We start from the raw sequence: 21,409 nt of genomic DNA on the forward strand, positions 1-21,409 counted from the left end.
TGTTTTTATTTTAAGAGTTGTCGTTTATTGAGCTACAACTACCATTGCTGGTCGAAGCACACGATCAGCAAGTTTATAACCACTTTGTAAAACTTGAACGACTGTTTCAGCTGGATGTTCATCATCCGCCGGTACAGTTTGAACAGCTTGATGAAGTTCGGGATCAAAAGCAACCCCATCAGCATCAATTTCTTGAATATCATTATCATTTAATGCTTTTTCAAGATGCTTGTAAACCATTTCGATTCCAGTTTTAAGTTGTTGACCACTTTCGTTATCAACTTGAACTTGTAAAGCTCGCTTTAAGTCATCCATAACTGGGACAACTTCTTTAGCTAGCCTTTGTGCACCATATTTAGCCAATGCACTTTGTTCTTTTTGGCTACGTTTTTGCATGTTTTGAATTTCAGCTTGAGCACGCAAATAATCATTTTGTGAATCATCTAATTGTTGTTGTAATTCAGCAATTTTAGCTGATAATGCATCAACTTTTGCATCAGATTTGGGATCTTCGACCGCTTCATCGTTCACTGTTTTTTGCTTATCTTCAGCTTTTTTCTTTGACATGTTCAACCCTCCTTTATTGGTCATAACTACGATAATAACCAGAAATTCGATTTTTTAGTTCATGACGGAAAGCATCAACGACCCCTAACATATTCGGATATGACATCCGGGTTGGTCCAATTAATGCAATCCTTCCAATTCCATGATGACCTAAATCATAAGTTCCAGTAATAATGCTGTAGTCTTTTAACCAATCATTATCAATTTCAGATCCAATTTTAACTGAAATTGGTTGTTTCCCTTTTTCTAATAAATTACCAATTCCATCTTCATTATTAAAAATGGAGTATAGTGGCTTAATTTTAGAAAAATCTTGTTTATGATTTTGTTCAAACAGATTCATTTGACCACTAACAAAATAGCGTTCATCATCAATTTTATTCAGGATTGAGCGAATTGCTCGAACAAATTGTGCGGTGTCAGGAAGATAACTATGCAAATCAGTTAATAGTTTGGACTGAAAAACCTGTTTGACTTCCCGAGCAGATTTACCAACTAATTGTTGATTTAATAAATTAGTGGCTTTGGTTAATTGCGAGTCTGTATAGTGATTTGCAACTAAAAATGACTGGCTTTCAACCTGTTCATTTCCCATCACAATCACTACCATAATTCGATTTATCCCAATATTTACCAACTGTAGATGCTTAATTCGATTTTCAGTTGGTAACTCTGGACTAAAAGTCAAAGCCGTGTAGTCAGTAAGATGAGAAAGGACGTCAGCCGATTGACGCACGATATCATCAATTTGCTGAAAAGATCCATCTAACATTTCACTAATGTAACGCAAATGTTTTTGATCTAGCTTAGTTGGCTTAGCCAAATGATCGATATAGTATCGATAACCTAGATTAGAAGGAACCCTTCCAGAAGATGTATGCAACTTTTCGATGAAATGTTGGTGACTTAACACCGCCATCTCATTTCGAATTGTTGCTGAACTAACGTGAATTGGTAATTGTTCAGCTAACGCCTTCGAACCAATTGGCACACCAGTTTTAGAATAGTCGTCGATGATATACTTTAAAATCATCGCTTGTCGTTCTGTCAGCATCATTATCACTTCCTTTTTAGCACTCATACTGTTCAAGTGCTAAGGCACATTTATAGAGTACCAAGGAATAAACTGAAGGTCAAGAATTAAGCTTGCTCTAAATTACTAAAGTAAGTTCTGGTATTAATTTCATCTTGTTTAAGTTGCTCAATCAAGGCTTTTTCCCCGGTGTATTTAACTTCTTCCCGCATCTTTGTTAACCAACGAACTTTAACTTCATTCCCATAAATGTTTTGATCAAAATCTAAAATATTAATTTCAATCGTAACGGGATTATGATCCCCAAAGGTTACATTTCTTCCGATTGAAGCCATGGCTGGATACCAGTGATTATTAACTAGCATACTGACAATGTAAATTCCTTCAGACGGGATTTGCTGTAACGCATTATATTCAATATTAGCAGTAGGAAAGCCTAACGTTCGTCCCCGGGCTAGCCCATGAACAACCGTTCCACTAGTTTCAAATTGATAGCCTAGTAATTGATTAACCGTTTTCAAATGACCTTGTTCTAAGTTACGACGAATTCTGGTTGAACTAATTTTTTTGCCATCTAATAAGTCCGCAGAAACCGTTACAACCGAAAAACGTCCCCGTGCATAATTCGGTAAGTCATTCATCGTAGCCTGTTTTGCGCCATAAGTATGATCAAAACCTGCTACGACCGTAGCAACCTGCATTGGAATTAAATAATTATCAACGAACGCTTGTGGATTTTGCGCTTGAAACGCATAGTTATAGTTCACTCGATAGACAATGTCGACGCCTAGTTCTTCAAATAATTGCGTTTTACGCTCCCAAGTTGAGAGATAACGCGCGGCATTACCCTCTAATTTTTTATAAACTAACGCTGGATGATGATCGTAAGTTAAGACGGCTAACGGGAGCCTTTTTTTCATAGCAATTTCTTTAGCTTGGTTAATTACCTTTTGATGCCCTAAATGGACCCCATCAAAGAAACCCATGGCTAAAACAATTGGTTGCTCAACTTCTATTTTTTTATTAATTGGATAAGACAAATCGATAACTTTCATAATTTCCCCTAGTCAAGATTAAACATTTTAAATGGCTTATATTGTTGTTTTTCTTCATTTCGTTCATATAAGGCCCTGTCAACTCCATCATAACAAAGTAAAACATGTTCATCAGTAGAATTAACTTCGTTAAACAGCAGAAAAGCACCATTTTTGATGCGAGACCATTGTTGAGCTGATAAATTAATTTTGGAATAGTTTTCTAAGGCCTGCCCAATTGGATAAATTAATGATTCTAATTCACCATTTTCTGAAGCCTTTTCTAATTTCTCAAAGGTCACGGTTTCAGCAATGGTAAAGCCACCACTTTTAATTCGGGTAAGTTGTGACATTACCGCTGGAATGCCAAATTGTTTACCAAAATCAACCGCTAACGTTCTAACATAAGTCCCTTTTCCACAACCAACTTCAAAAAAAATGGTTTGTGTCTGCGTCGCTTCATCAATAATTGAATGACCTAGTTGTTTAAAATAATCAATATGAGCAATTCGTTTGGGTCGTTCGACGGTTTCACCGTGGCGAGCATAGTCATACAAGCGACGACCATTAACTTTAACTGCCGAAAACATTGGTGGAATTTGGGTAATATCACCAACAAAATTATTTAACCCTGTTTGAATTTGTTCATCCGTTAAAGGTTCAAAATTATAATCTTCAGCTACAATTTCACCATCTAAGTCTTCAGTGGTCGTTGAAAATCCCAAAGTGATTGCTCCCTGATAAACTTTTCCAGAAGCCATTAAAAAGTCAACGACTTTAGTGGCATGGCCCAAGCAAATTGGTAAAACACCATCAACATTAGGATCAAGGGTCCCACTATGCCCAATTCTTTTTTGATGAATAATCCGCCGCATTTTACTTACACAATCAAAACTTGTCATACCCAAAGGTTTATATAAAGGAATTATTCCAGTAATCATGTGATCTCCTCATTTATTTATATACGCAAAAATGACTGAGAACAATCTGTCCTCAGCCACCTTTTTTTATTGTTCGCGCTTTAATTTATTAATCAATTCATCAATTTTACTTCCATATTGAATTGATTGATCTTTTTCAAAATGAATTTCAGGGGTAACGTAAATACTTAAACGATGTCCAAGTTCGCCACGGATTAATCCCGTTGCTTTATCAAGTCCTTTTTGAACTTGTTCTTGTGCTTTTTCATCATCTTTCAAAGTACTATAAAAAATAGTAGCTTGTTGTAAATCACCGGTTGCTTTAACTCCAGTGATGGTTATTCCTTGAACTCGAGGGTCACGAACTCTTTTAAGTAGAATATCATCTACTTCTCGTTGAATTTCTTGTTGTAATCTTCCAACTCGATATTGTGCCATCTTCATCGACTCCTTTCTAATTATTATTTAGGAGCAACTTCTTTCATTTGATAAGCTTCAATCACGTCGCCTTCTTTGATGTCATTGTAGTTTTCAATGGTAATTCCACATTCATGACCTTGTTTAACTTCTTTAACGTCATCTTTGAATCGCTTCAAACTACCAATTTCACCATCATATTTAACAACATTATCACGAATCAAACGAACTTTACTGTCACTCTTAATGTAACCATCGTTTACCATTCCACCAGCAATGGTACCAACTGATGATGCTTTGTAAATTTGACGAACTTCAACACTACCAGTAACTTCTTCAACAAACGTTGGATCAAGTTTACCTTTCATAGCTGCTGTTACATCATCAATGGCATTGTAGATAACTTGGTAAAGACGAATATCAACTTTATCAGTTTCAGCTTGAATCTTTGCTTGTGGTGTAGGACGAACATTAAATCCAATAATAATTGCATTACTTGCTTTAGCAAGTGCAATATCACTTTCATTTACCGCTCCAACTGATGAGTGAATTACGTTAACGTTAACGCCTTCCACATCAATTTTCTTTAAACTACCTGCAAGGGCTTCTACTGAACCTTGAACATCCGCTTTAATAATTACGTTAACTTGCTTCATGTCTTCTTCTTTCATTGAATCAAACAAGTTATCAAGTGTAACCCGATTATTTTGTTTCCGTTCTTCCATTTGTGCTTCTTTAGCTCGTTCTTCACCAGCGGCCCGAGCAGTCTTTTCATCATTAAATACAATGAAACGATCTCCGGCTTCAGGTACATCATTCAATCCAGTAATTTCAACTGGAGTTGAAGGAGTAGCTGATTCAATTTCTTGACCAAGTTCGTTAGTCATTGTCCGAACTCGACCAAAAGTATCACCAACCACAATTGGATCACCTTTGTGTAAGGTACCTTGTTGAACTAATAACGTAGCAACTGGACCTTTACCACGATCAAGTCGAGCTTCAACTACTGAACCAGCCCCATTTTGTTTAGGGTTAGCTTTAAGTTCCATCACGTCGGCTTGAAGAAGAACCATGTTAAGTAAATCATCAACGTTGGTTCCTTTTTTAGCAGAAATATCAACGAAAATGGTATCACCACCATAATCTTCAGGCACTAAACCGTAACCCATTAATTGTTCTTTAACATGGTTAGGGTTGGCACCAGCTTTATCGATTTTGTTAACAGCCACGATAATTGGAGTTCCAGCAGCCTTAGCATGATCAATGGCTTCAACAGTTTGTGGCATTACTCCATCATCAGCAGCAACCACTAGAATCGTAATGTCAGTGATGTTAGCTCCACGAGCACGCATTTCCGTAAAGGCCGCATGTCCTGGGGTATCTAAGAAGGTAATGTCTTTTCCATCAAGATGAAGTTGGTAAGCACCGATTGCTTGAGTAATTCCCCCAGCTTCTCCTGAAGTAATGTGAGAATGTCTCAAATAATCAAGTAAGGTTGTCTTACCATGGTCAACGTGTCCCATGATTGTCACAACTGGTGGACGTGGTGCTTCATATTCAGTGTTGTTTTCAGCTTCTTCAAAGAATTTATCAATATCAGAAACATCGACACGTTGCTTTTCTTCTGCTTTGATACCGTAATCTTCAGCTAAAACTTCAATCGTATCTTTATCAAGTGATTGATTTTGGTTAACCATCATACCAAGCATAAATAACTTTTTAATAATTTCAGCTGGTTCACGATGTAATAACTTACCTAAGTCCTGGGCGTTCATTCCATCTTCATACATCAATACTTCAGGCAATGGACGATTCTTACGTACTGAAGGACCCTTTTTCTTGTTTTGACGAATTCGTTGGTTCTTAGAATACATTCCAGCGAATGGATTACGTCCTTTACGGTTATTACGACGTTTCTTCTTATTGTTACGGTTATTTAAACTACCACCAAATTTACCACTATTGCTAGTAGTAGTGGTACGAGTTTGAGTAGAGTTGGTACTTTTAGCATGGGTTTGGCTACTATTAGTAGTTTGAGGCTTACTATTAGTTCTTTGCGTGTTGCTACTATGTTGTGAACTATTAGCCCGTTGCCCATTGTTTCGTTGGGCATTGTTGTTGCTACTATGGTTATTGTTTGAGTGATTATTATTAGTACGATGATTTGTAGGATTGCTACCATTCGAGTTCCGGCTTTGTGAAGCAGCAGGACGATGATTGTTGTTTGCATGAGTGCTCTTAGCACTTGCAGGTTTAGCTGCTGGTTTCTTAGCAGGTTCTTGATGGTTATTTAGCATTCCTCTTACCGTCTTTTCTTCAGTAGCGTCTAATCCTGACATATGATTCTTAACATCATATCCCTTTGATTGCGCAGCTGTTAGGATTTTTTTACTTGGCACGTTTAATTCTTTGGCCAATTCATAAATTCTCTTTTTAGGCATAGAATCACTCTCCTTATTATTCGTTTAATTCATTTAATTTCCTCGCAAAACCATTATCTGTGATGCCTACGATTGTCCGGTTTTGTCCAATCGCATCGCTTAGATCACTTTTAGTAATTTCATGATTAAATGGTACTTTATAAAAATCAGTCTTATTTAAAAATTTTTTGGTAGTACTTGCGCCAGTATCAGAGGCAATCAAAAGAAATTTAACTTTTCCTTTTTTAATTGCATTTAAGACAATTCCTTCTCCTGAAACTATCTTACCAGCCCGACGCGCGATTCCCAAAAGATTTAGTATCTGATTATAGTTTGTCATTACGTTTTAATTCTTCCCGTGCCTGAACATGGTCAACATAATCAATCAAATTATCATAAAAGTCATCAGTCAACTTCACATCAAAAACTTGATCTAATAAATGTTGTGCTTTTGCACTTTTAACGGCATCTACATCAATTCGAACATAAGCCCCGCGACCTGGCTTTTTACCAGAATCATCTAAAGAAACATTCATTTCTTTATCGCGTACAATTCGAACTAATTCACGTTTAGGAAACATTTCTCCCGAAATAACATCTTTTCGCATTGGTACTTTACGTGTTTTCATAACTAATTTCCTCTCAGATATTAATCTTCAGATTCAGTAGTTTCTACTTCAGGTTGGTCTTCATCAGCAGGTTTGTTCATTTCTGATTCAGGCTTAATGTCAATCTTATATCCAGTTAAACGAGCTGCTAAACGGGCATTTTGTCCACGTTTACCAATGGCAAGTGACAATTGGTCATCCGGAACCACGACCGTACATGATTTTTCTTCGCCATCCTTAAAAATAACATCCAAAACATCTGCAGGATTCAAGGCGTTGGCAATGTATTGTGCTGGATTTTCATCCCATTGCACGATATCCATGTTTTCCCCACCAAGTTCGTTAACGATGTCTTGCACCCGTTGTCCCCGAGGTCCCACAGTTGTTCCAACAGGATCAACGTTAGCATCGTTAGAACGAACCGCAACCTTGGAACGATCACCAGCTTCACGAGCAATCGAAACAATTTCAACAATTCCGTCATAAACTTCTGGAACTTCTTGTTCAAATAATCGTTTTAACAATCCTGGTGCAGTCCGACTCACGAAGACTTGCGGACCCTTGGCAGAATCATCAACTTTAGTCACGTAAACTTTGATTTTTTCTTGGGGACGATAAACTTCATTTGGCATTTGATCATTTTGTTCCATGACTGCTTCGACGCCGTTCATTGTCAAATAGACAAAACGATTATCTTGACGTTCAACTTCAGCGTTAATTAATTCGTCCTGGTATTTACTGTACTTGTCATAAACCGTTTTTCGTTCTGCTTCACGAACCCGTTGCATGATAACTTGCTTAGCAGTTTGTGCTGCAATCCGACCAAAGTTTTCCGGAGTCACTTTAAACTTGATTTCATCACCAAGTTCGTAACCACGGTTAATGGCTAAGGCTTCATCCAAACTAACTTCAAGCCGGGGATCAGCAACTTCTTCTACTACTTTTTTAACGGCATAAACGTTCATGTTACCCTTGCGTTCATCAAAATCAATTTGAACGTTTTGGGCTTGATCATAATTCCGTTTGTAAGCTAATTCTAACGCTGCTTCAAGCGCTTCGATCACAACTTCTTTTTTAATGCCCTTTTCTTGTTCTAACGCATCAAGAGCACCTATTAATTCCTTACTCATGTTATTTCTCCTAACTAAAATTCAATTGCTAGTCTGGCCTTTGAGATTAACTTTCGAGGAATTGTAACCTCTTTACGACGAGTTTTATCTTTAACAATTAAAGTTAAATCATCATCGTTCAGTTCCTTTAAAGTTCCTTCATACATTTTCTTTCCATCTAATTTTTGGTAGAGAGAAACATTAATGTATTCATTAATCGCATTTTGATAATCTTTTTCATTATTTAATGGTCGTTCTGCACCAGGTGAGGAAACTTCTAAGAAATATTGATCCGCAAATGGATCAGGATCGATTTCATCTAATTTTTCACTTAATTGATCACTAACTAGGACACAATCATCGATTGAAACCCCATTATCTTTATCGATAAAGACACGTAGGTACCAACTTCCACCTTCTTGTACATATTCAACACTATATAGATAAAAATTATTTTCATCTAAAATTGGTTGGACAGTGTCGGTAACTTTATCAATAATTTCGCTAACTTCGCTCAACTATTTACCTCCAAAATTTTCCAATAAAAAGGGCGAGCATCTCTGCTCACCCTTAAAAGAGTTTTTAATTACTATGTTTAATATAACATATTCAATCGCTTTCTACAATTAAAGAACTACATCATATCAAATAAGCTAAGCTGATTTTCATCGGGTAAGCCTTTAAGCACTCCGTTTTTCGTCATAAATTCAATAATTGTTTTCGAAACTTTTCCACGTTTAGCAAGATCTTCCTTTGAAATGAATGGTTTATCTGCTCGTGCAGCCACAATTTGTTTAGCCACGTTTAACCCTAATCCAGGAATCGCACTAAATGGGGCAATTAATTTATTGCCATCCATTAGCCATTCGGATGCATCAGAACGATCTAAATCAATCATTTCAAATTCAAAGCCCCGTTCAATCATTTCATTTGCTAACTGTAAAACGGTCAATAAATTCTTTTCTTTAGTTGAAGCATCATTACCTTTATCTTCAATTGCTTTCATGGCATCTTTAACCGCTTCTTTTCCGTGGGCCATTGCCTCAACATCAAAGTCATCCGCCCGCACTGAAAAGTAAGCTGCATAGTAGACCAATGGGAAATAAACCTTGAAGTAAGCAATTCGAAGCGCCATCCATACGTAAGCAGTCGCATGTGCTCGTGGGAACATGTACTTAATCTTTAAACAAGAATCAATATACCACTCGGGAACGTTGGCATCCCGCATCGTTTGTTGCCATTCGTCCTTAATTCCCTTACCTTTACGAACTTTTTCCATAATTTGGAAGGACGTTTCCGAATCAACTCCATAATTAATCAAATCGGTCATGATGTTATCACGACAACCAATAACGTTGGAAATGGTGGCGGTTCCATCCTTAATCAATTCATCGGCATTGCCTAACCACACGTCGGTTCCATGTGATAAACCAGAAATTTGAAGTAAATCAGAGAAGTTTTGGGGATGGGTTTGTTCAAGCATTCCTCGAACAAATCGAGTTCCGAATTCAGGAATTCCTAACGTCCCCGTTTTAGATTGGATTTGTTCTTCCGTTACCCCTAAAATTTCAGGACTACTGAAAATTGACATTACCCCAGCATCATTCATCGGAATGGTATATGGATCAATTCCAGATAAATCTTGCAGCATCCGAATCATGGTTGGATCATCATGACCCAAAATATCCATTTTTAAAATGTTATCGTGAATCGAATGGAAATCAAAATGAGTGGTTTGCCAAGCTGATGATTGATCTTCAGCTGGGAATTGAATTGGAGTGAAATCATAAATATCCATGTAATCTGGAACAATAATAATTCCGGCCGGATGTTGTCCGGTGGTTCGTTTGACCCCAGTTGCACCTTTGGCTAATCGATCAATTTCGGCTCCCCTAAAGTGCTTTCCTGTATCACGTTCATATGCTTTTACATATCCATAAGCGGTTTTGTCCGCAACCGTTCCAATCGTTCCCGCACGGTATACGTTGTTTTCGCCAAACAAGACCTTTGTATAATTATGTGCAATGGCTTGATAATCACCAGAGAAGTTCAAATCAATATCAGGAACTTTATTACCCTTGAACCCTAAGAAAGTTTCAAAGGGAATATTATGACCATCACCAATTAAGGTCGTTCCACAATTAGGACAGGCTTTTTTAGGTAAATCAAATCCAGAACTATATTCACCCTTTGTGAAAAATTCTGAATAATGACATTTAGGACAACGATAATGTGGCGGTAAGGGATTAACTTCTGTAATTCCCGTCATGGTAGCAACCAAACTAGAACCAACTGATCCCCGGGATCCTACCAAATAACCATCTTTATTACTTTTAGCTACCAGCCGTTGCGAAATTAAATAAATAACCGAAAATCCATTTCCAATAATTGATTTTAGTTCCCGTTCAACTCGTTGTTCGACAATTTCCGGAAGTTTTTCACCATATAATTCATGGGCTTTATCGTAGGTCCGCTGTTTAATTTCATCTTCTGCACCTTCCATTTTAGGAGTGTACAATTTATCTTTTAAAGGATGGATTTCGTCAATTTCATCGGCAATTTGATTAGGATTATCCACGACAATTTTTTTAGCTAAATCAGCCCCTAAAAAGTTAAAATCTTTCAACATTTCATCAGTGGTTCGAAAATGAAGATCAGGTAATTCCGTCCGATTAAGCGGATTTGCGCCTCCCTGTGAATTAATCAATATTTTACGATAAATATAATCATGGGGATCAAGGTAATGGGCATCGCCAGTAGCGACTAAGGGAATATTTACTTCATCAGCCACATCTGACATATTCTTAATAATTTCTTGTAGCTTTCCGCGATCACTAATTAATTTAGAATCGAGCAATGGCTGATAGGTAGCTTGGGGTTGAACTTCCAGATAATCATAAAATTTAGCTTTATCTAGTGCTTCCTGTTTTCCCTTTTGCATCATCGCAGTGAATACTTCACCACTGGAACAAGCTGACCCAATTAAAATTCCTTCACGATATTTTTCTAATTCACTCCGCGGAATTCGAGGTACCCGATAAAAATACTTAATGTGCGCCAATGAAACTAATTTAAATAAATTCTTTAAACCAGCTTGAGTTTTCGCCATCAAAATTGCATGAAATGGACGAGCATGTTTATAAGCAGCATTTTCTGTCATATGATCGTTTAATTGATCATGATATTGAATGTGATATTTTTCCTCGGCATCTTTTAAGAAAAGATAGTTCAAATGTCCAGTGGTTTCAGCATCATAAATGGCTCGATGATGATGTTCCAAGACCACATCAAACTTTTTAGCCAAGGTATTTAACCGATAACTTTTGTAATTTGGATATAAAAAACGGGCCAAAGTTAAAGTATCAATAATTGGGTTCTGAATTTTTTCCATCCCATGACGAGCATAACCAGTATTCATAAACCCAACATCAAAGGTAACATTATGACCAACTACAATCGCGTCACCACAGAATTCACGGAACATTTTAAACACTTCTTCTTCGGACTTTGAACCGGCCACCATATCGTCAGTAATCGACGTTAAATTAGTCGTTTGTTCCGAAAGATGAAAACCAGGATCAATGAACTGTTCAAACTCTTCAATCACATTGTTGCCTCGCATTTTAACTGCTGAAAGTTCGATTACACGATCATAAATCGCTGATAATCCAGTGGTTTCCGTATCAAACACGACATAAGTTGCATCTTTTAACCCAACGTGTTTGTCATTAAAAGCAATTGGTTCGCCATCATCAACCACATTGGCTTCCATCCCATATAACATTTTAATGTCATTATTTTGGGCTGCATTATAAGCTTCTGGAAAGGCTTGCACATCATCATGATCGGTAATTGCAATGGCTTTATGATCCCATTTTTTGGCCTGCTTAACAAAGTCAGTAATTGAATTAGTCGCATCCATCTGACTCATATTAGAGTGAAGATGAAGTTCAGTCCGCTTTTGATCAGCGGGAGCGGTATCTTCGCGTTCCGTATGAGTTGCTGGATTAATGTCATAGGCGTTCATTGCAAGTTCATGAGAATAATTATCTTCTTGAATACTTCCTCGAACAGTTACCCAACTTCCTTCTTCAAGGTTTGCAAACTTAGCTCCTTCTTCATCATCTTTAGAAAACTTCTTAATGGTAATTGAGGAAGTATAATCAGTGATTTTCAAAATCATTAGTGATCGACCTGAACGTAATGCTCTGATTTCTTTACTAAAAACGTAACCATTAACCACCAGTGAACGTTCTTCTTCAGTAATATTTTCTAGTGGCGTAATGTCAACGTTATCAGCAATTTTGCGACCAATCATTACGCTTCCCGAGCTAGCTGGAGCTTTTTGAGCATTGGCTTTAGCAGCGGCAGCTTGAGCACGTTTGGCTAATTTTTCATCACGTTCATGCTTAGCTGCTTTTAATGCTTGAATTCGTGTTTGTGACTCAGTTTCATCAACCATTGTATTGATATCAAACTTGGGAAACCCTGCTTTTTGATAAGCATTTAGAATTGGGGCAATGGCTTTGTCATTCATGAAATCTTTAACCAGTTCGTTAACTGCATAAAAATTAACTCGCCCATCATCTAATTCAGGCACGTTATTATCACAAAGTTCATGCAATAAACTAGACTGAATTCCCGAATTATTAACTGCCCATTGCCAATAATCACCAATTTCTCGATTGCTTAGTTCCGTTTGCTGAGTTTGGATGTAAAAATCAACCGTTGCAATTTCACTAAAAGCCGTTTGTAATCCAGTTATGAAGTCATTAAAAGCTTGAAAGGAAAGCACCTTCGGAATGAAAAAATGAAAATCCCATTTTTTCGATTTTTGGTGAACCCGAACTTGTTCAATTTCTGCATCTTCAAATTCGGAACGATACGCATCATTAATTTTAATTTGATCTAATAACTTACTAAATTTTTCTTTATTATTTAAAGGCATTTTTTCCTCCCCTCAAACGAACAAAAAAGACCAGTAAAATCTGGTCTTAATGTTTAAATTTCTTTTGATAAAATTTCAATGGTATTTTTAAGGTCATCAACCTTTGCTTCAACTGTTTCACCAGTTTTACGAATCTTAACTTCTACAATACCTTCATCTGCTTTTTTACCAATTGTAATTCGAATTGGAATTCCAATCAAATCAGAATCAGCAAACTTAACTCCAGCACGTTCCTTACGATCATCCATCAAAACTTCTAAACCAGTTGCTTGAAGATTATCATAAATTTGATTAGCAAGTTCAACTTGTTCTGCTTTTTTCATGTTAGTGGGAATCAAGTGAACATCGAAAGGAGCAATTGCCTTTGGCCAAACCAGACCATTTTCATCAGCTTGTTGTTCAGAAATTGCTGAAAGTAGACGACTTACTCCAATCCCATAGCATCCCATAATAATTGGTTTTTGTCGACCATTTTCATCCAGAATCTTAGCACCTAAAATGTCAGTGTAGCGTGTTCCTAGTTTGAAAATGTGACCAATTTCAATCCCTTTAGTAAATTTCAAAACTCCACTACCATCAGGTGAAATATCTCCTTCGTTAACAAGTCGGAAATCACCATAAGTTAATTCAGGTAAGTCACGTTCTGGATTTACATTTTGGTAGTGCTTATCGTCTTGATTAGCGCCAGTTACCCCGTTAACGATACTTTGTACGTATTCATCGGCTAAAACTGGAATCTCATTTGCTACCTCAAAAGGTCCAACTGAACCTGGCTTAACTCCTAAATATTCACTAACTTGATCAGCAGTAGCTAGTTCAGCCCCATCTGCATGAAAATAATTTTTAACTTTGGCTGGATTAACTTCTTGATTACCTCGAACTAAGATTAACACCGGTTTTTCATCAACCATGTAAAGTAAGCTCTTAATAATTTGATTCTTGTCAATCTCAAAGAATTTAGCAACTTGGTTGATGTTTTTAACATCAGGAGTATCAACTAATTCTAAAGGAGCCATTTCAGCATGGGACTTCTTGTTCACAAACATATCAGTGGCCATTTCTAAGTTAGCAGCATAGTCACTATCATCTGAATAAACAATCGTGTCTTCACCTACTGCTGCAGGAGCTGAGAATTCCATTGAATCTGAACCACCCATACTACCACTATCACCAATGATTCCAAGATAGTTTAAGCCAACTCGGTCAAATATTTTTCGAAATGAATCATTCATTTCTTTATAAGTGACATCTAATTCTCCATCATTTGAAGCAAATGAGTAAGCATCTAACATTCTAAATTCACGACTTCTTAAAAGACCATAGCGGGGACGGTCTTCATCCCGAAATTTATCTTGAATTTGATATAAATTCAAAGGAAGTTTTTTATATGATGAAATCGTTCCTTTAATTAACTCTGTCATTGTTTCTTCATGAGTTGGTCCTAAAATAAAATCAGTTTCATGTCGATTCTTCAATTTAAATAGTTCAGGACCATATGATTCATATCGATCTGAATCTTTCCAAAATTGGGCAGGAATGATTTCTGGAAGTAACATTTCGTTAGCCCCAGTTTGATTCATTTCTTGCTTAATAATCTTTTCAATTTTTTCTAAAACTCGATATGCCATTGGTAAATAAGCATATGTTCCCGCTGAAATTTGACGAATATAACCAGCCCGAATTAACATTTTATGACTAATCGCTTCTGCACCCGTTGGATCCTGCTTTTGAGTAGGAATCAACATTTTTGATTGTTTCATTTCTTCACTCCTCTTCTTATCGAACGAAATAACGCATAATATCATTCCAAGTAACTAAAATCATTAAGCCAGCTAAAAAGACAAAACCAATCATGGTAATTACCAGCTCTGTTTTTTCTGAAAGTGACTTTCTTCTAATTAATTCAATAATGTTTAACAATAGTTTACCACCATCTAAGGCAGGAATTGGAATTAAGTTAACGACGGCTAGGTTAATTGATAACCAACCTAAGAATTGCACTACGCCAATCAAACCTAATGAAGTTGCTGCTGAGGTATTTGCGTAAATTGCAACTGGTCCACCAAGATTATTTAAACTAAAGTGACCAGAAACCATTTGCCATAAAGCTCCAAATAGACTCTTAGTCATGGTCCAAGTCGTAGTAAATCCAGACATAACCTTAGCACTAAAACTGGTATCTAAGGTTTGTTTAATCCCAATTACCCCAATTTTTTGCTTGTTCATTTCTTTTGAATCAGTAATTAGCTTAACGTTACGGATTTTATGGTTAGCTTGCACTGTTAAGTTAACCTTTTTATTGGGTTGCTTTTCAATTTGAGTAGCAATTGCTTGAAAGTCATTTGTTTTAATCCCATTAACGGCTAAAATTCGATCACCATCTTTAATTCCGGCTGTCTTAGCAACGTGAGGAGAACTATCAGAAACTTGCACTTGATTAGAGTTAGTGCCAACCCCACCTTGAAGAAAAGCTAATAGCATGAAAGCGACAATTGCTAGTAATACATTGTTGAAAATTCCAGCAAAATTAACTAATATTTTTTTCCAAGCCGGAGCATTTTGAAATTGAACATCAGCTGGTGCAATTTGGACTTCAACCCCATCTTTTTGCACTATTAAGGCATCATGGTCAACTTTTAAACGTTTTTGCTCGTTTTCATTGCCATTTTCATAACCCTCAATCCAAAGTCCATTAACTAAATCAGCATCTGAAACCTGAAATGGGATTCCTTTAAATAATTTATTTTTCTTACTCAAATCAATTTTGGTAACTATCCCTGCATCATTCAGTTGTAATTTAACAATTGATCCTGGCTTAATTTCATCTTCATCATCGTCTGCACTACCTGCTAATCGTACATATCCACCCAATGGTAATAGTCTAATTGTGTAGGTAGTATGATTATGCCGATAAAAAAATAACTTGGGACCCATTCCGATTGAAAATTCACGAACCATAATTCCACATTTTTTGGCAACAATAAAGTGCCCAAATTCATGAACAAAAACTAATATTCCAAAAACAATGATAAAACTAATAATAGTTGTTAACAAATCATCACAAACCTTTCGTTTAAACGATTCCTAATAAGTGGAGCAATGGTAAAACGAATAAAAGACTGTCAAAGCGATCTAAAATCCCACCATGTCCTGGTAAAATTTTACCAGAATCTTTAACTCCATAAAAACGTTTTAAAGCAGATTCTACTAAATCACCAAGTTGACCGAAGATTGAAAGAATAATGGTAAATCCAATCATTGCTACCAAACTAATTCCTGAAATTGGGAAGAAAACTAAGTAAATGGTACATACAATCGTAGCAATCAAAGTTCCACCAATGGAACCTTCCCAAGTTTTATTAGGAGAAATGTGTTTTGCCAGTTTGTTTTTTCCAAAATATTTACCGACAAAGTAGGCTCCTGAATCAGTACACCAAACAATCAATAAAGCATAAAGTAAGGTTGTTAAACTGTCTTGTCTTGCCACCACAAAGTAATGGAAACCAAAACCGATGTACATCATTCCAAGGGTATATACGCCAGCATCATCAAAATTAAACTTGTTTTTGGAAAAAACAGTTGCTAATAACAATAGCATAACTAGGGTATAAAAGATAAATGCTGGACTTAAATAGTCTGGTAAAAGATTAGAAAAGTTAGTTGGTACAATCAAGCATGCCACACCAATGTACGAAATTAGTGCTTCCCAAGAAATAATCATTTTCTTTTTCATAATGAAAATCTCTGACATTGCAATTATTCCAAGTACAATTGCAGCAAAATCAATTACATATCCACCAGTAATAATTACTGGAATAAAAATTAATAGCGCAATAATTGCGGTAATAATTCGTTGCTTCATAAAAATTCACTCCTATTTATTAATTAATCCACCAAAGCGACGATGACGATTTTGAAAATCAATAATTGTTTTTCTAAAATCTTCAGCATGATATTCAGGCCACATCTTATCAACAAAAACTAACTCACTGTAAGCAATTTGCCAAAGTAAAAAATTAGAAATTCGCTTCTCACCACTAGTTCTAATTAATAAATCAGGATCTTTTAGCTCAGACGTCTCTAAATTATGAGAAAAAATTGCATCATCAATCTCATCAACTTCAAGCGTTCCATTTTTAACTGCTGTCGCAATTTGTTTGGTCGCATTGATGATTTCTAAGCGACTACCATAGTTAAGGGCAAAGTTTAAAATCATGCCGGTACAATGGTTAGTTGCCTCAATTGCATTAGCAACTGCTTCTCTAGTTTTTTTTGGTAATTGTGAAATGTCACCAATTGTTCTAACTTTGACATTATTTTTGATTAAGTTTGGAATGAACTTATCAAAGAAAGTTGAAGGCAAGCTCATGATATAACTAACTTCTCCAGCCGGACGCTTCCAATTCTCAGTCGAAAAAGCATATAACGTTAGTTCTTTAACGCCTAAATCACTAGCTTCCGTAGTAATTTCTTCAACAACATCCATCCCACGTTTATGTCCTGCAATTCGAGGAAGATGACGCTTTTTAGCCCATCTTCCATTTCCATCCATAATAATGGCGACACTTTCTGGAATTTTATTCATGTCAATTTTTTCTTCAGCCATTTTTTCACCTCATTGCTTAAATTAAATAAAGGATGAGCGAACTCATCCTTTATTTGATCATTTTCCATTCACCTTTTCCTTTTTCAAAAAGTTCAGAAAAATAATCTAATATTTGATTGGCAACAATTGGGCATTCAGACCCAAGGAGATTTAATCCCTCACCGGTGGGAATGGGTTCAGATAAATCAGTAACATCAATTTGATTTTCAACAGTTGCCTTGGAAAATGCGATAATCCAATCACTATCAATTAATTGAGAAATCAAAAAGAATAAATTTAAGTCTTCGCACATTAGCGCGGGCATCACATAAACCCCAACCTGTACTTCAGCAAAGCTTTCCCCATTAAATTCTAAACTCTTAATTTTTGAATCATCAACTGGTTGTAATAATTTAAAAATCATTTTATCAAATTCAGTTGTTCCCGGAGTTACTTCAAATCTGGTATTATCGGCTTCAGGCATAATCACACTTCCTCAAGTTTAGTCGTTCATTACTGATGCTTGCTTGTCTTTAACAATTTGATCAATACCTTTAATTGCTTCGTTAGTAATCTTTTGGATTTGATCTTCTAAGTCATGGGCTTCGTCATCGTTAATTTCATCATTTTTTGATTCACGTTTAACAATGTCCATACTATCACGACGAACATTTCGAACTGCAACTTTACTTTGTTCTCCAGCAGCCTTAACTTTTTTAGCTAATTCCATCCGACGTTCTTCAGTAAGTTGGGGAATTTCAATTCGAATTACATCTCCATCATTCATTGGATTAAGGCCTAAATCTGCTTCAAGAATTCCGCGTTCGATTTCCTTTAAAGCAGTTTTGTCATAAGGCGTAATCATCATAATTCGTGGTTCAGGAATTGAAACAGATGCAACTTGTACTAAGGGTGTTGGTGCCCCATAGTATTCAACCATTACTGGTTTAAGAATGCTTGCATTAGCACGTCCAGCGCGCATTTGTCCTAAATCTGACTCAAGTACAGATTGAGCCTTTTCCATTTTGTGTTTTGTATCATTAATTAATTCTTTAGTATTAGCCATGTCTATTTTCCTTCCACAACAGTTCCAATATTTTCACCTTCAACTACCCGCTTAATGTTTCCAGGTTCGTTTAAGTTGAAGACTACCAAAGGAATATCGTTATCCATTGATAATGAGCTTGCAGTTGAATCCATTACATTCAAACCTTTTTCAAGAATTTGTTTTTGTGTTAGTTTATCAAACTTAACTGCATTTTTATCTTTATTTGGATCAGCAGAGTAAATTCCATCCGTTCCGTTTTTAGCCATTAAAATAGCGTCTGCATCAATTTCAGCAGCACGTAAGACAGCAGCAGTATCCGTTGAGAAGTATGGGTTCCCAGTTCCACCAGAGAAGATGACAATGCGACCTTTTTCCAAATGACGAACTGCTTTTCTTCTAATGTAAGGTTCAGCAATTTGTTTCATTTCAATTGAGGTTTGGAGACGAGTTGGTACTCCAGCCGTTTCAAGATTATCTTGAAGTGCTAGTCCATTCATTACAGTTGAAAGCATTCCAATGTAATCAGCTTGTGAACGTTCCATTCCCATTTCAGCGCCAGCTTCACCGCGCCACATGTTACCACCACCTACTACGATGGCAATTTGAATTCCTTGGTTGTAAACATCTTTAATTTCTTCAGCAATCTTTTTAATCACAGGTGGGTTAATTCCAAAACCCTTTTCTCCTGCAAGTGCTTCACCACTTAATTTTAAAACAATACGTTTGTATTTTAATTCAGACATTTAGCTTCCTCCAGAAAATTCTTTGTTTATCTCTTTAATTTTAGCATAAAAGCAATAATTACGGTAGATTTGTAATAGTTGGATTAATAAGTAGCTTAGTTTCGAAAAAACGTGAAATTTAACAAACAAAAAGCGACTGAACTCATTCAGAATTCAATCGCTTTGGGTGAAACCTACTTATTCAAATAAAAATTTACATTTGATAAAGAGTTTCCCAAAACTAACAGAACTAGTCTTTAGCTTCTGTAGCTTCGTCAATACCTTCACCAACTTGATATCTTACAAAGGCTTCAACTTTTCCACCTTTAGATTCGATATATTGACCAACAGTTTGATCTGGGTCTTTAACAAATGGTTGGTCAACTAAACAAATTTCAGCAAGGAATTTGTGAACACGACCTGCAACCATCTTTTCAACGATGTTAGCTGGTTTACCTTCAGCAAGAGCTTCTTTAGTAAGAACATCTTTTTCGTGTTGTAAACGTTCAGCTGAAATATCGTCTTTTGATAAGAATTCAGGATTAGTAGCAGCAATGTGCATTGCAATATCTTTAGCAACATCTTTGTCTGCACCAGAAACCTTAACTAAAACACCAATTTCACCACCATTGTGTAAGTAGGCACCAAAGTTTTCATCATCGTTTTTGTTCATAACTTCGAAACGACGAAGAGAAACTTTTTCACCAGTGATTTGGCTAGTGTGAATGATGGTATCTTCAACAGAACCATCTTCACCTAAATGTAATTTAAGTGCAGCTTCAACATCTTTAGGTTGTTCAAGCGCAATTAAATCACCAACTTCATCAACTAAGTTTTTGAAGTCGTCATTAGCAGCAACGAAATCAGTTTCTGAGTTAATTTCAACAATTGCAGCTTTGTTATCGTGAACAGAAACTTTAGTTAAACCATTAGCAGCAGTGTTACCACTCTTCTTTTGAGCTTTAGCAACACCCTTTTCTCTAAGGATTTCCATTGCTTTCTTTTCGTCACCATCAGCTTCAACTAAGGCTTTCTTAGCATCCATCATTCCGGCACTTGTTTTTTCACGTAAATCTTTAACTTGTTGTGCAGTAATTTTAGCCATAATCCAAGTTCTCCCTTAAATTTAATTATTGATTTAAAAAACTGACCCTACTAGGCCGAATAGGTCTAAATAGAGTCAGCCTGACAATTAATTATTTATCTTCTGTTTCAGTTGTTTCTTCTACGAAAGTTTCTTCGTTAACGTCATCTTCACCTTGGCGACCTTCAATAACTGCATCAGCCATAGTTGAAGTAATTAATCTAATTGCACGAATTGCATCATCGTTTGATGGGATAACGTAATCAATACCATCTGGATCAGTATTAGTATCAACCATTGCGATAACTGGGATGTTTAATTTTTGAGCTTCTTTAAGAGCAATTTCTTCTTTATGAGGATCAACAATAAACATAACGTTAGGAATCTTAGGCATATCTTCGATACCACCTAAGAATCTTTCAAGTTTAGCAGTTTTCTTAGTTAATAAAGCAACTTCTTTTTTAGGTAATCTATCAAAAGTACCGTCAGTTGCCATCTTTTTAAGATCTTTTAAGTACTTAATCCGTTTTTGGATGGTGTTCCAGTTAGTAAGAGTACCGCCTAACCAACGATGGTTAACGTAGAATTGACCAGAACGTTTTGCTTCTTCTTCAATTGCGTCTTGTGCTTGTTTCTTAGTTCCTACAAAAAGAACTACAGCATCGTCAGCAGCTTCACTCTTCATGAAGTTGTAAGCTGAACCTAATAACTTAACCGTCTTTTGTAAATCGATAATGTAAATACCATTACGTTCAGTAAAGATGTATTTAGCCATCTTAGGATTCCAACGACGAGTTTGGTGACCAAAATGTACACCAGCTTCTAATAATTGTTTCATTGATACAACAGCCATAATAAGCCTCCAAAAAAATTAGTTTTTCCTCTCTGGAATTATGCATGGAACTCAAAGAGCA

20 protein-coding genes are annotated in these 21,409 nt (G+C 36.3%); all 20 read right to left on the reverse strand.

Going from position 1 to position 21,409, the window contains the following annotated elements:
- Positions 1–24: 24 nt before the first annotated feature.
- The 20 genes from grpE to rpsB all read right to left on the reverse strand — a co-directional run bounded on the left by grpE (position 25) and on the right by rpsB (position 21,348).
- The gene (gene grpE, locus ACEPSS_RS06865; protein WP_395318598.1) at positions 25–567 is read right to left on the reverse strand and encodes a nucleotide exchange factor GrpE; all 543 of its coding nucleotides are present in this window, start codon (positions 565–567) and stop codon (positions 25–27) included.
- A 13-nt stretch (positions 568–580) separates the two neighbouring features.
- Positions 581–1,624, reverse strand: a complete 1,044-nt coding sequence (hrcA, locus tag ACEPSS_RS06870) for a heat-inducible transcriptional repressor HrcA (protein WP_395318600.1) — start codon at positions 1,622–1,624, stop codon at positions 581–583.
- An 83-nt stretch (positions 1,625–1,707) separates the two neighbouring features.
- Positions 1,708–2,655: a riboflavin biosynthesis protein RibF gene (ribF, locus tag ACEPSS_RS06875; protein WP_395318601.1), complete on the reverse strand. Its 948-nt coding sequence runs from the start codon at positions 2,653–2,655 to the stop codon at positions 1,708–1,710.
- A gap of 8 nt (positions 2,656–2,663) precedes the next feature.
- Entirely contained in the window at positions 2,664–3,575 is a 912-nt protein-coding gene (gene truB / locus ACEPSS_RS06880) for a tRNA pseudouridine(55) synthase TruB (RefSeq protein WP_395318603.1), read from the reverse strand.
- Between the two features lie 66 nt (positions 3,576–3,641).
- Entirely contained in the window at positions 3,642–3,992 is a 351-nt protein-coding gene (gene rbfA, locus ACEPSS_RS06885) for a 30S ribosome-binding factor RbfA (protein ID WP_395318605.1), read from the reverse strand.
- Positions 3,993–4,015: 23 nt separating this feature from the next.
- Positions 4,016–6,412 (reverse strand): translation initiation factor IF-2, encoded by a 2,397-nt coding sequence (gene infB, locus ACEPSS_RS06890; RefSeq protein ID WP_395318607.1) that lies wholly within the window; start codon positions 6,410–6,412, stop codon positions 4,016–4,018.
- Positions 6,413–6,428: 16 nt separating this feature from the next.
- The gene (locus tag ACEPSS_RS06895; protein ID WP_395318609.1) at positions 6,429–6,731 is read right to left on the reverse strand and encodes a L7Ae/L30e/S12e/Gadd45 family ribosomal protein; all 303 of its coding nucleotides are present in this window, start codon (positions 6,729–6,731) and stop codon (positions 6,429–6,431) included.
- Positions 6,718–7,020, reverse strand: coding sequence for an RNase P modulator RnpM (gene rnpM / locus ACEPSS_RS06900; RefSeq protein WP_395318611.1), 303 nt, complete (start codon positions 7,018–7,020; stop codon positions 6,718–6,720). The genes ACEPSS_RS06895 and rnpM overlap by 14 nt, the downstream gene beginning before the upstream one ends.
- A 20-nt stretch (positions 7,021–7,040) precedes the next feature.
- Positions 7,041–8,129 carry a transcription termination factor NusA gene (gene nusA, locus ACEPSS_RS06905; protein ID WP_395318613.1) on the reverse strand — a complete coding sequence of 363 codons (1,089 nt, stop codon included), beginning with the start codon at positions 8,127–8,129 and terminating at the stop codon, positions 7,041–7,043.
- A gap of 14 nt (positions 8,130–8,143) precedes the next feature.
- Positions 8,144–8,626, reverse strand: coding sequence for a ribosome maturation factor RimP (gene rimP / locus ACEPSS_RS06910; protein WP_395318615.1), 483 nt, complete (start codon positions 8,624–8,626; stop codon positions 8,144–8,146).
- Positions 8,627–8,742: 116 nt separating this feature from the next.
- Positions 8,743–13,056, reverse strand: coding sequence for a PolC-type DNA polymerase III (locus tag ACEPSS_RS06915; protein WP_395318617.1), 4,314 nt, complete (start codon positions 13,054–13,056; stop codon positions 8,743–8,745).
- Between the two features lie 53 nt (positions 13,057–13,109).
- A complete protein-coding gene (locus ACEPSS_RS06920) occupies positions 13,110–14,816 on the reverse strand; it encodes a proline--tRNA ligase (RefSeq protein ID WP_395318619.1) in 1,707 nt (568 codons plus the stop codon).
- A 16-nt stretch (positions 14,817–14,832) separates the two neighbouring features.
- The gene (rseP, locus tag ACEPSS_RS06925; RefSeq protein ID WP_395318621.1) at positions 14,833–16,110 is read right to left on the reverse strand and encodes an RIP metalloprotease RseP; all 1,278 of its coding nucleotides are present in this window, start codon (positions 16,108–16,110) and stop codon (positions 14,833–14,835) included.
- A gap of 19 nt (positions 16,111–16,129) precedes the next feature.
- The gene (locus tag ACEPSS_RS06930) at positions 16,130–16,918 is read right to left on the reverse strand and encodes a phosphatidate cytidylyltransferase (protein ID WP_395318623.1); all 789 of its coding nucleotides are present in this window, start codon (positions 16,916–16,918) and stop codon (positions 16,130–16,132) included.
- 12 nt (positions 16,919–16,930) lie between these two features.
- Positions 16,931–17,662 (reverse strand): isoprenyl transferase, encoded by a 732-nt coding sequence (locus ACEPSS_RS06935; RefSeq protein ID WP_395318625.1) that lies wholly within the window; start codon positions 17,660–17,662, stop codon positions 16,931–16,933.
- 49 nt (positions 17,663–17,711) lie between these two features.
- Positions 17,712–18,125, reverse strand: a complete 414-nt coding sequence (locus ACEPSS_RS06940) for a hypothetical protein (RefSeq protein WP_395318627.1) — start codon at positions 18,123–18,125, stop codon at positions 17,712–17,714.
- Positions 18,126–18,143: 18 nt separating this feature from the next.
- Positions 18,144–18,707 (reverse strand): ribosome recycling factor, encoded by a 564-nt coding sequence (frr, locus tag ACEPSS_RS06945; protein WP_395318629.1) that lies wholly within the window; start codon positions 18,705–18,707, stop codon positions 18,144–18,146.
- A gap of 2 nt (positions 18,708–18,709) precedes the next feature.
- Complete coding sequence (pyrH, locus tag ACEPSS_RS06950) at positions 18,710–19,432, reverse strand: UMP kinase (RefSeq protein ID WP_395318631.1); 723 nt, start codon at positions 19,430–19,432, stop codon at positions 18,710–18,712.
- A gap of 229 nt (positions 19,433–19,661) precedes the next feature.
- Positions 19,662–20,519, reverse strand: coding sequence for a translation elongation factor Ts (gene tsf, locus ACEPSS_RS06955; RefSeq protein ID WP_395320518.1), 858 nt, complete (start codon positions 20,517–20,519; stop codon positions 19,662–19,664).
- Between the two features lie 88 nt (positions 20,520–20,607).
- Positions 20,608–21,348: a 30S ribosomal protein S2 gene (gene rpsB / locus ACEPSS_RS06960; RefSeq protein ID WP_395318633.1), complete on the reverse strand. Its 741-nt coding sequence runs from the start codon at positions 21,346–21,348 to the stop codon at positions 20,608–20,610.
- Positions 21,349–21,409 lie beyond the last annotated feature (61 nt).

The sequence above is a fragment of the Fructilactobacillus frigidiflavus genome (assembly GCF_044054575.1).
Lineage (GTDB): Bacteria > Bacillota > Bacilli > Lactobacillales > Lactobacillaceae > Fructilactobacillus > Fructilactobacillus frigidiflavus.

Bases quoted from the DNA above. Each gene is read 5' to 3' on its own strand.
- rbfA (WP_395318605.1), bottom strand. From the start codon at position 3,992: ATGGCACAATATCGAGTTGGAAGATTACAACAAGAAATTCAACGAGAA.
- ACEPSS_RS06930 (WP_395318623.1), bottom strand. From the start codon at position 16,918: ATGAAGCAACGAATTATTACCGCAATTATTGCGCTATTAATTTTTATT.
- rpsB (WP_395318633.1), bottom strand. From the start codon at position 21,348: ATGGCTGTTGTATCAATGAAACAATTATTAGAAGCTGGTGTACATTTT.
- ACEPSS_RS06935 (WP_395318625.1), bottom strand. From the start codon at position 17,662: ATGGCTGAAGAAAAAATTGACATGAATAAAATTCCAGAAAGTGTCGCC.
- pyrH (WP_395318631.1), bottom strand. From the start codon at position 19,432: ATGTCTGAATTAAAATACAAACGTATTGTTTTAAAATTAAGTGGTGAA.
- nusA (WP_395318613.1), bottom strand. From the start codon at position 8,129: ATGAGTAAGGAATTAATAGGTGCTCTTGATGCGTTAGAACAAGAAAAG.
- hrcA (WP_395318600.1), bottom strand. From the start codon at position 1,624: ATGATGCTGACAGAACGACAAGCGATGATTTTAAAGTATATCATCGAC.
- ACEPSS_RS06920 (WP_395318619.1), bottom strand. From the start codon at position 14,816: ATGAAACAATCAAAAATGTTGATTCCTACTCAAAAGCAGGATCCAACG.
- frr (WP_395318629.1), bottom strand. From the start codon at position 18,707: ATGGCTAATACTAAAGAATTAATTAATGATACAAAACACAAAATGGAA.
- ribF (WP_395318601.1), bottom strand. From the start codon at position 2,655: ATGAAAGTTATCGATTTGTCTTATCCAATTAATAAAAAAATAGAAGTT.
- truB (WP_395318603.1), bottom strand. From the start codon at position 3,575: ATGATTACTGGAATAATTCCTTTATATAAACCTTTGGGTATGACAAGT.
- ACEPSS_RS06940 (WP_395318627.1), bottom strand. From the start codon at position 18,125: ATGCCTGAAGCCGATAATACCAGATTTGAAGTAACTCCGGGAACAACT.
- infB (WP_395318607.1), bottom strand. From the start codon at position 6,412: ATGCCTAAAAAGAGAATTTATGAATTGGCCAAAGAATTAAACGTGCCA.
- grpE (WP_395318598.1), bottom strand. From the start codon at position 567: ATGTCAAAGAAAAAAGCTGAAGATAAGCAAAAAACAGTGAACGATGAA.
- ACEPSS_RS06895 (WP_395318609.1), bottom strand. From the start codon at position 6,731: ATGACAAACTATAATCAGATACTAAATCTTTTGGGAATCGCGCGTCGG.
- ACEPSS_RS06915 (WP_395318617.1), bottom strand. From the start codon at position 13,056: ATGCCTTTAAATAATAAAGAAAAATTTAGTAAGTTATTAGATCAAATT.
- rnpM (WP_395318611.1), bottom strand. From the start codon at position 7,020: ATGAAAACACGTAAAGTACCAATGCGAAAAGATGTTATTTCGGGAGAA.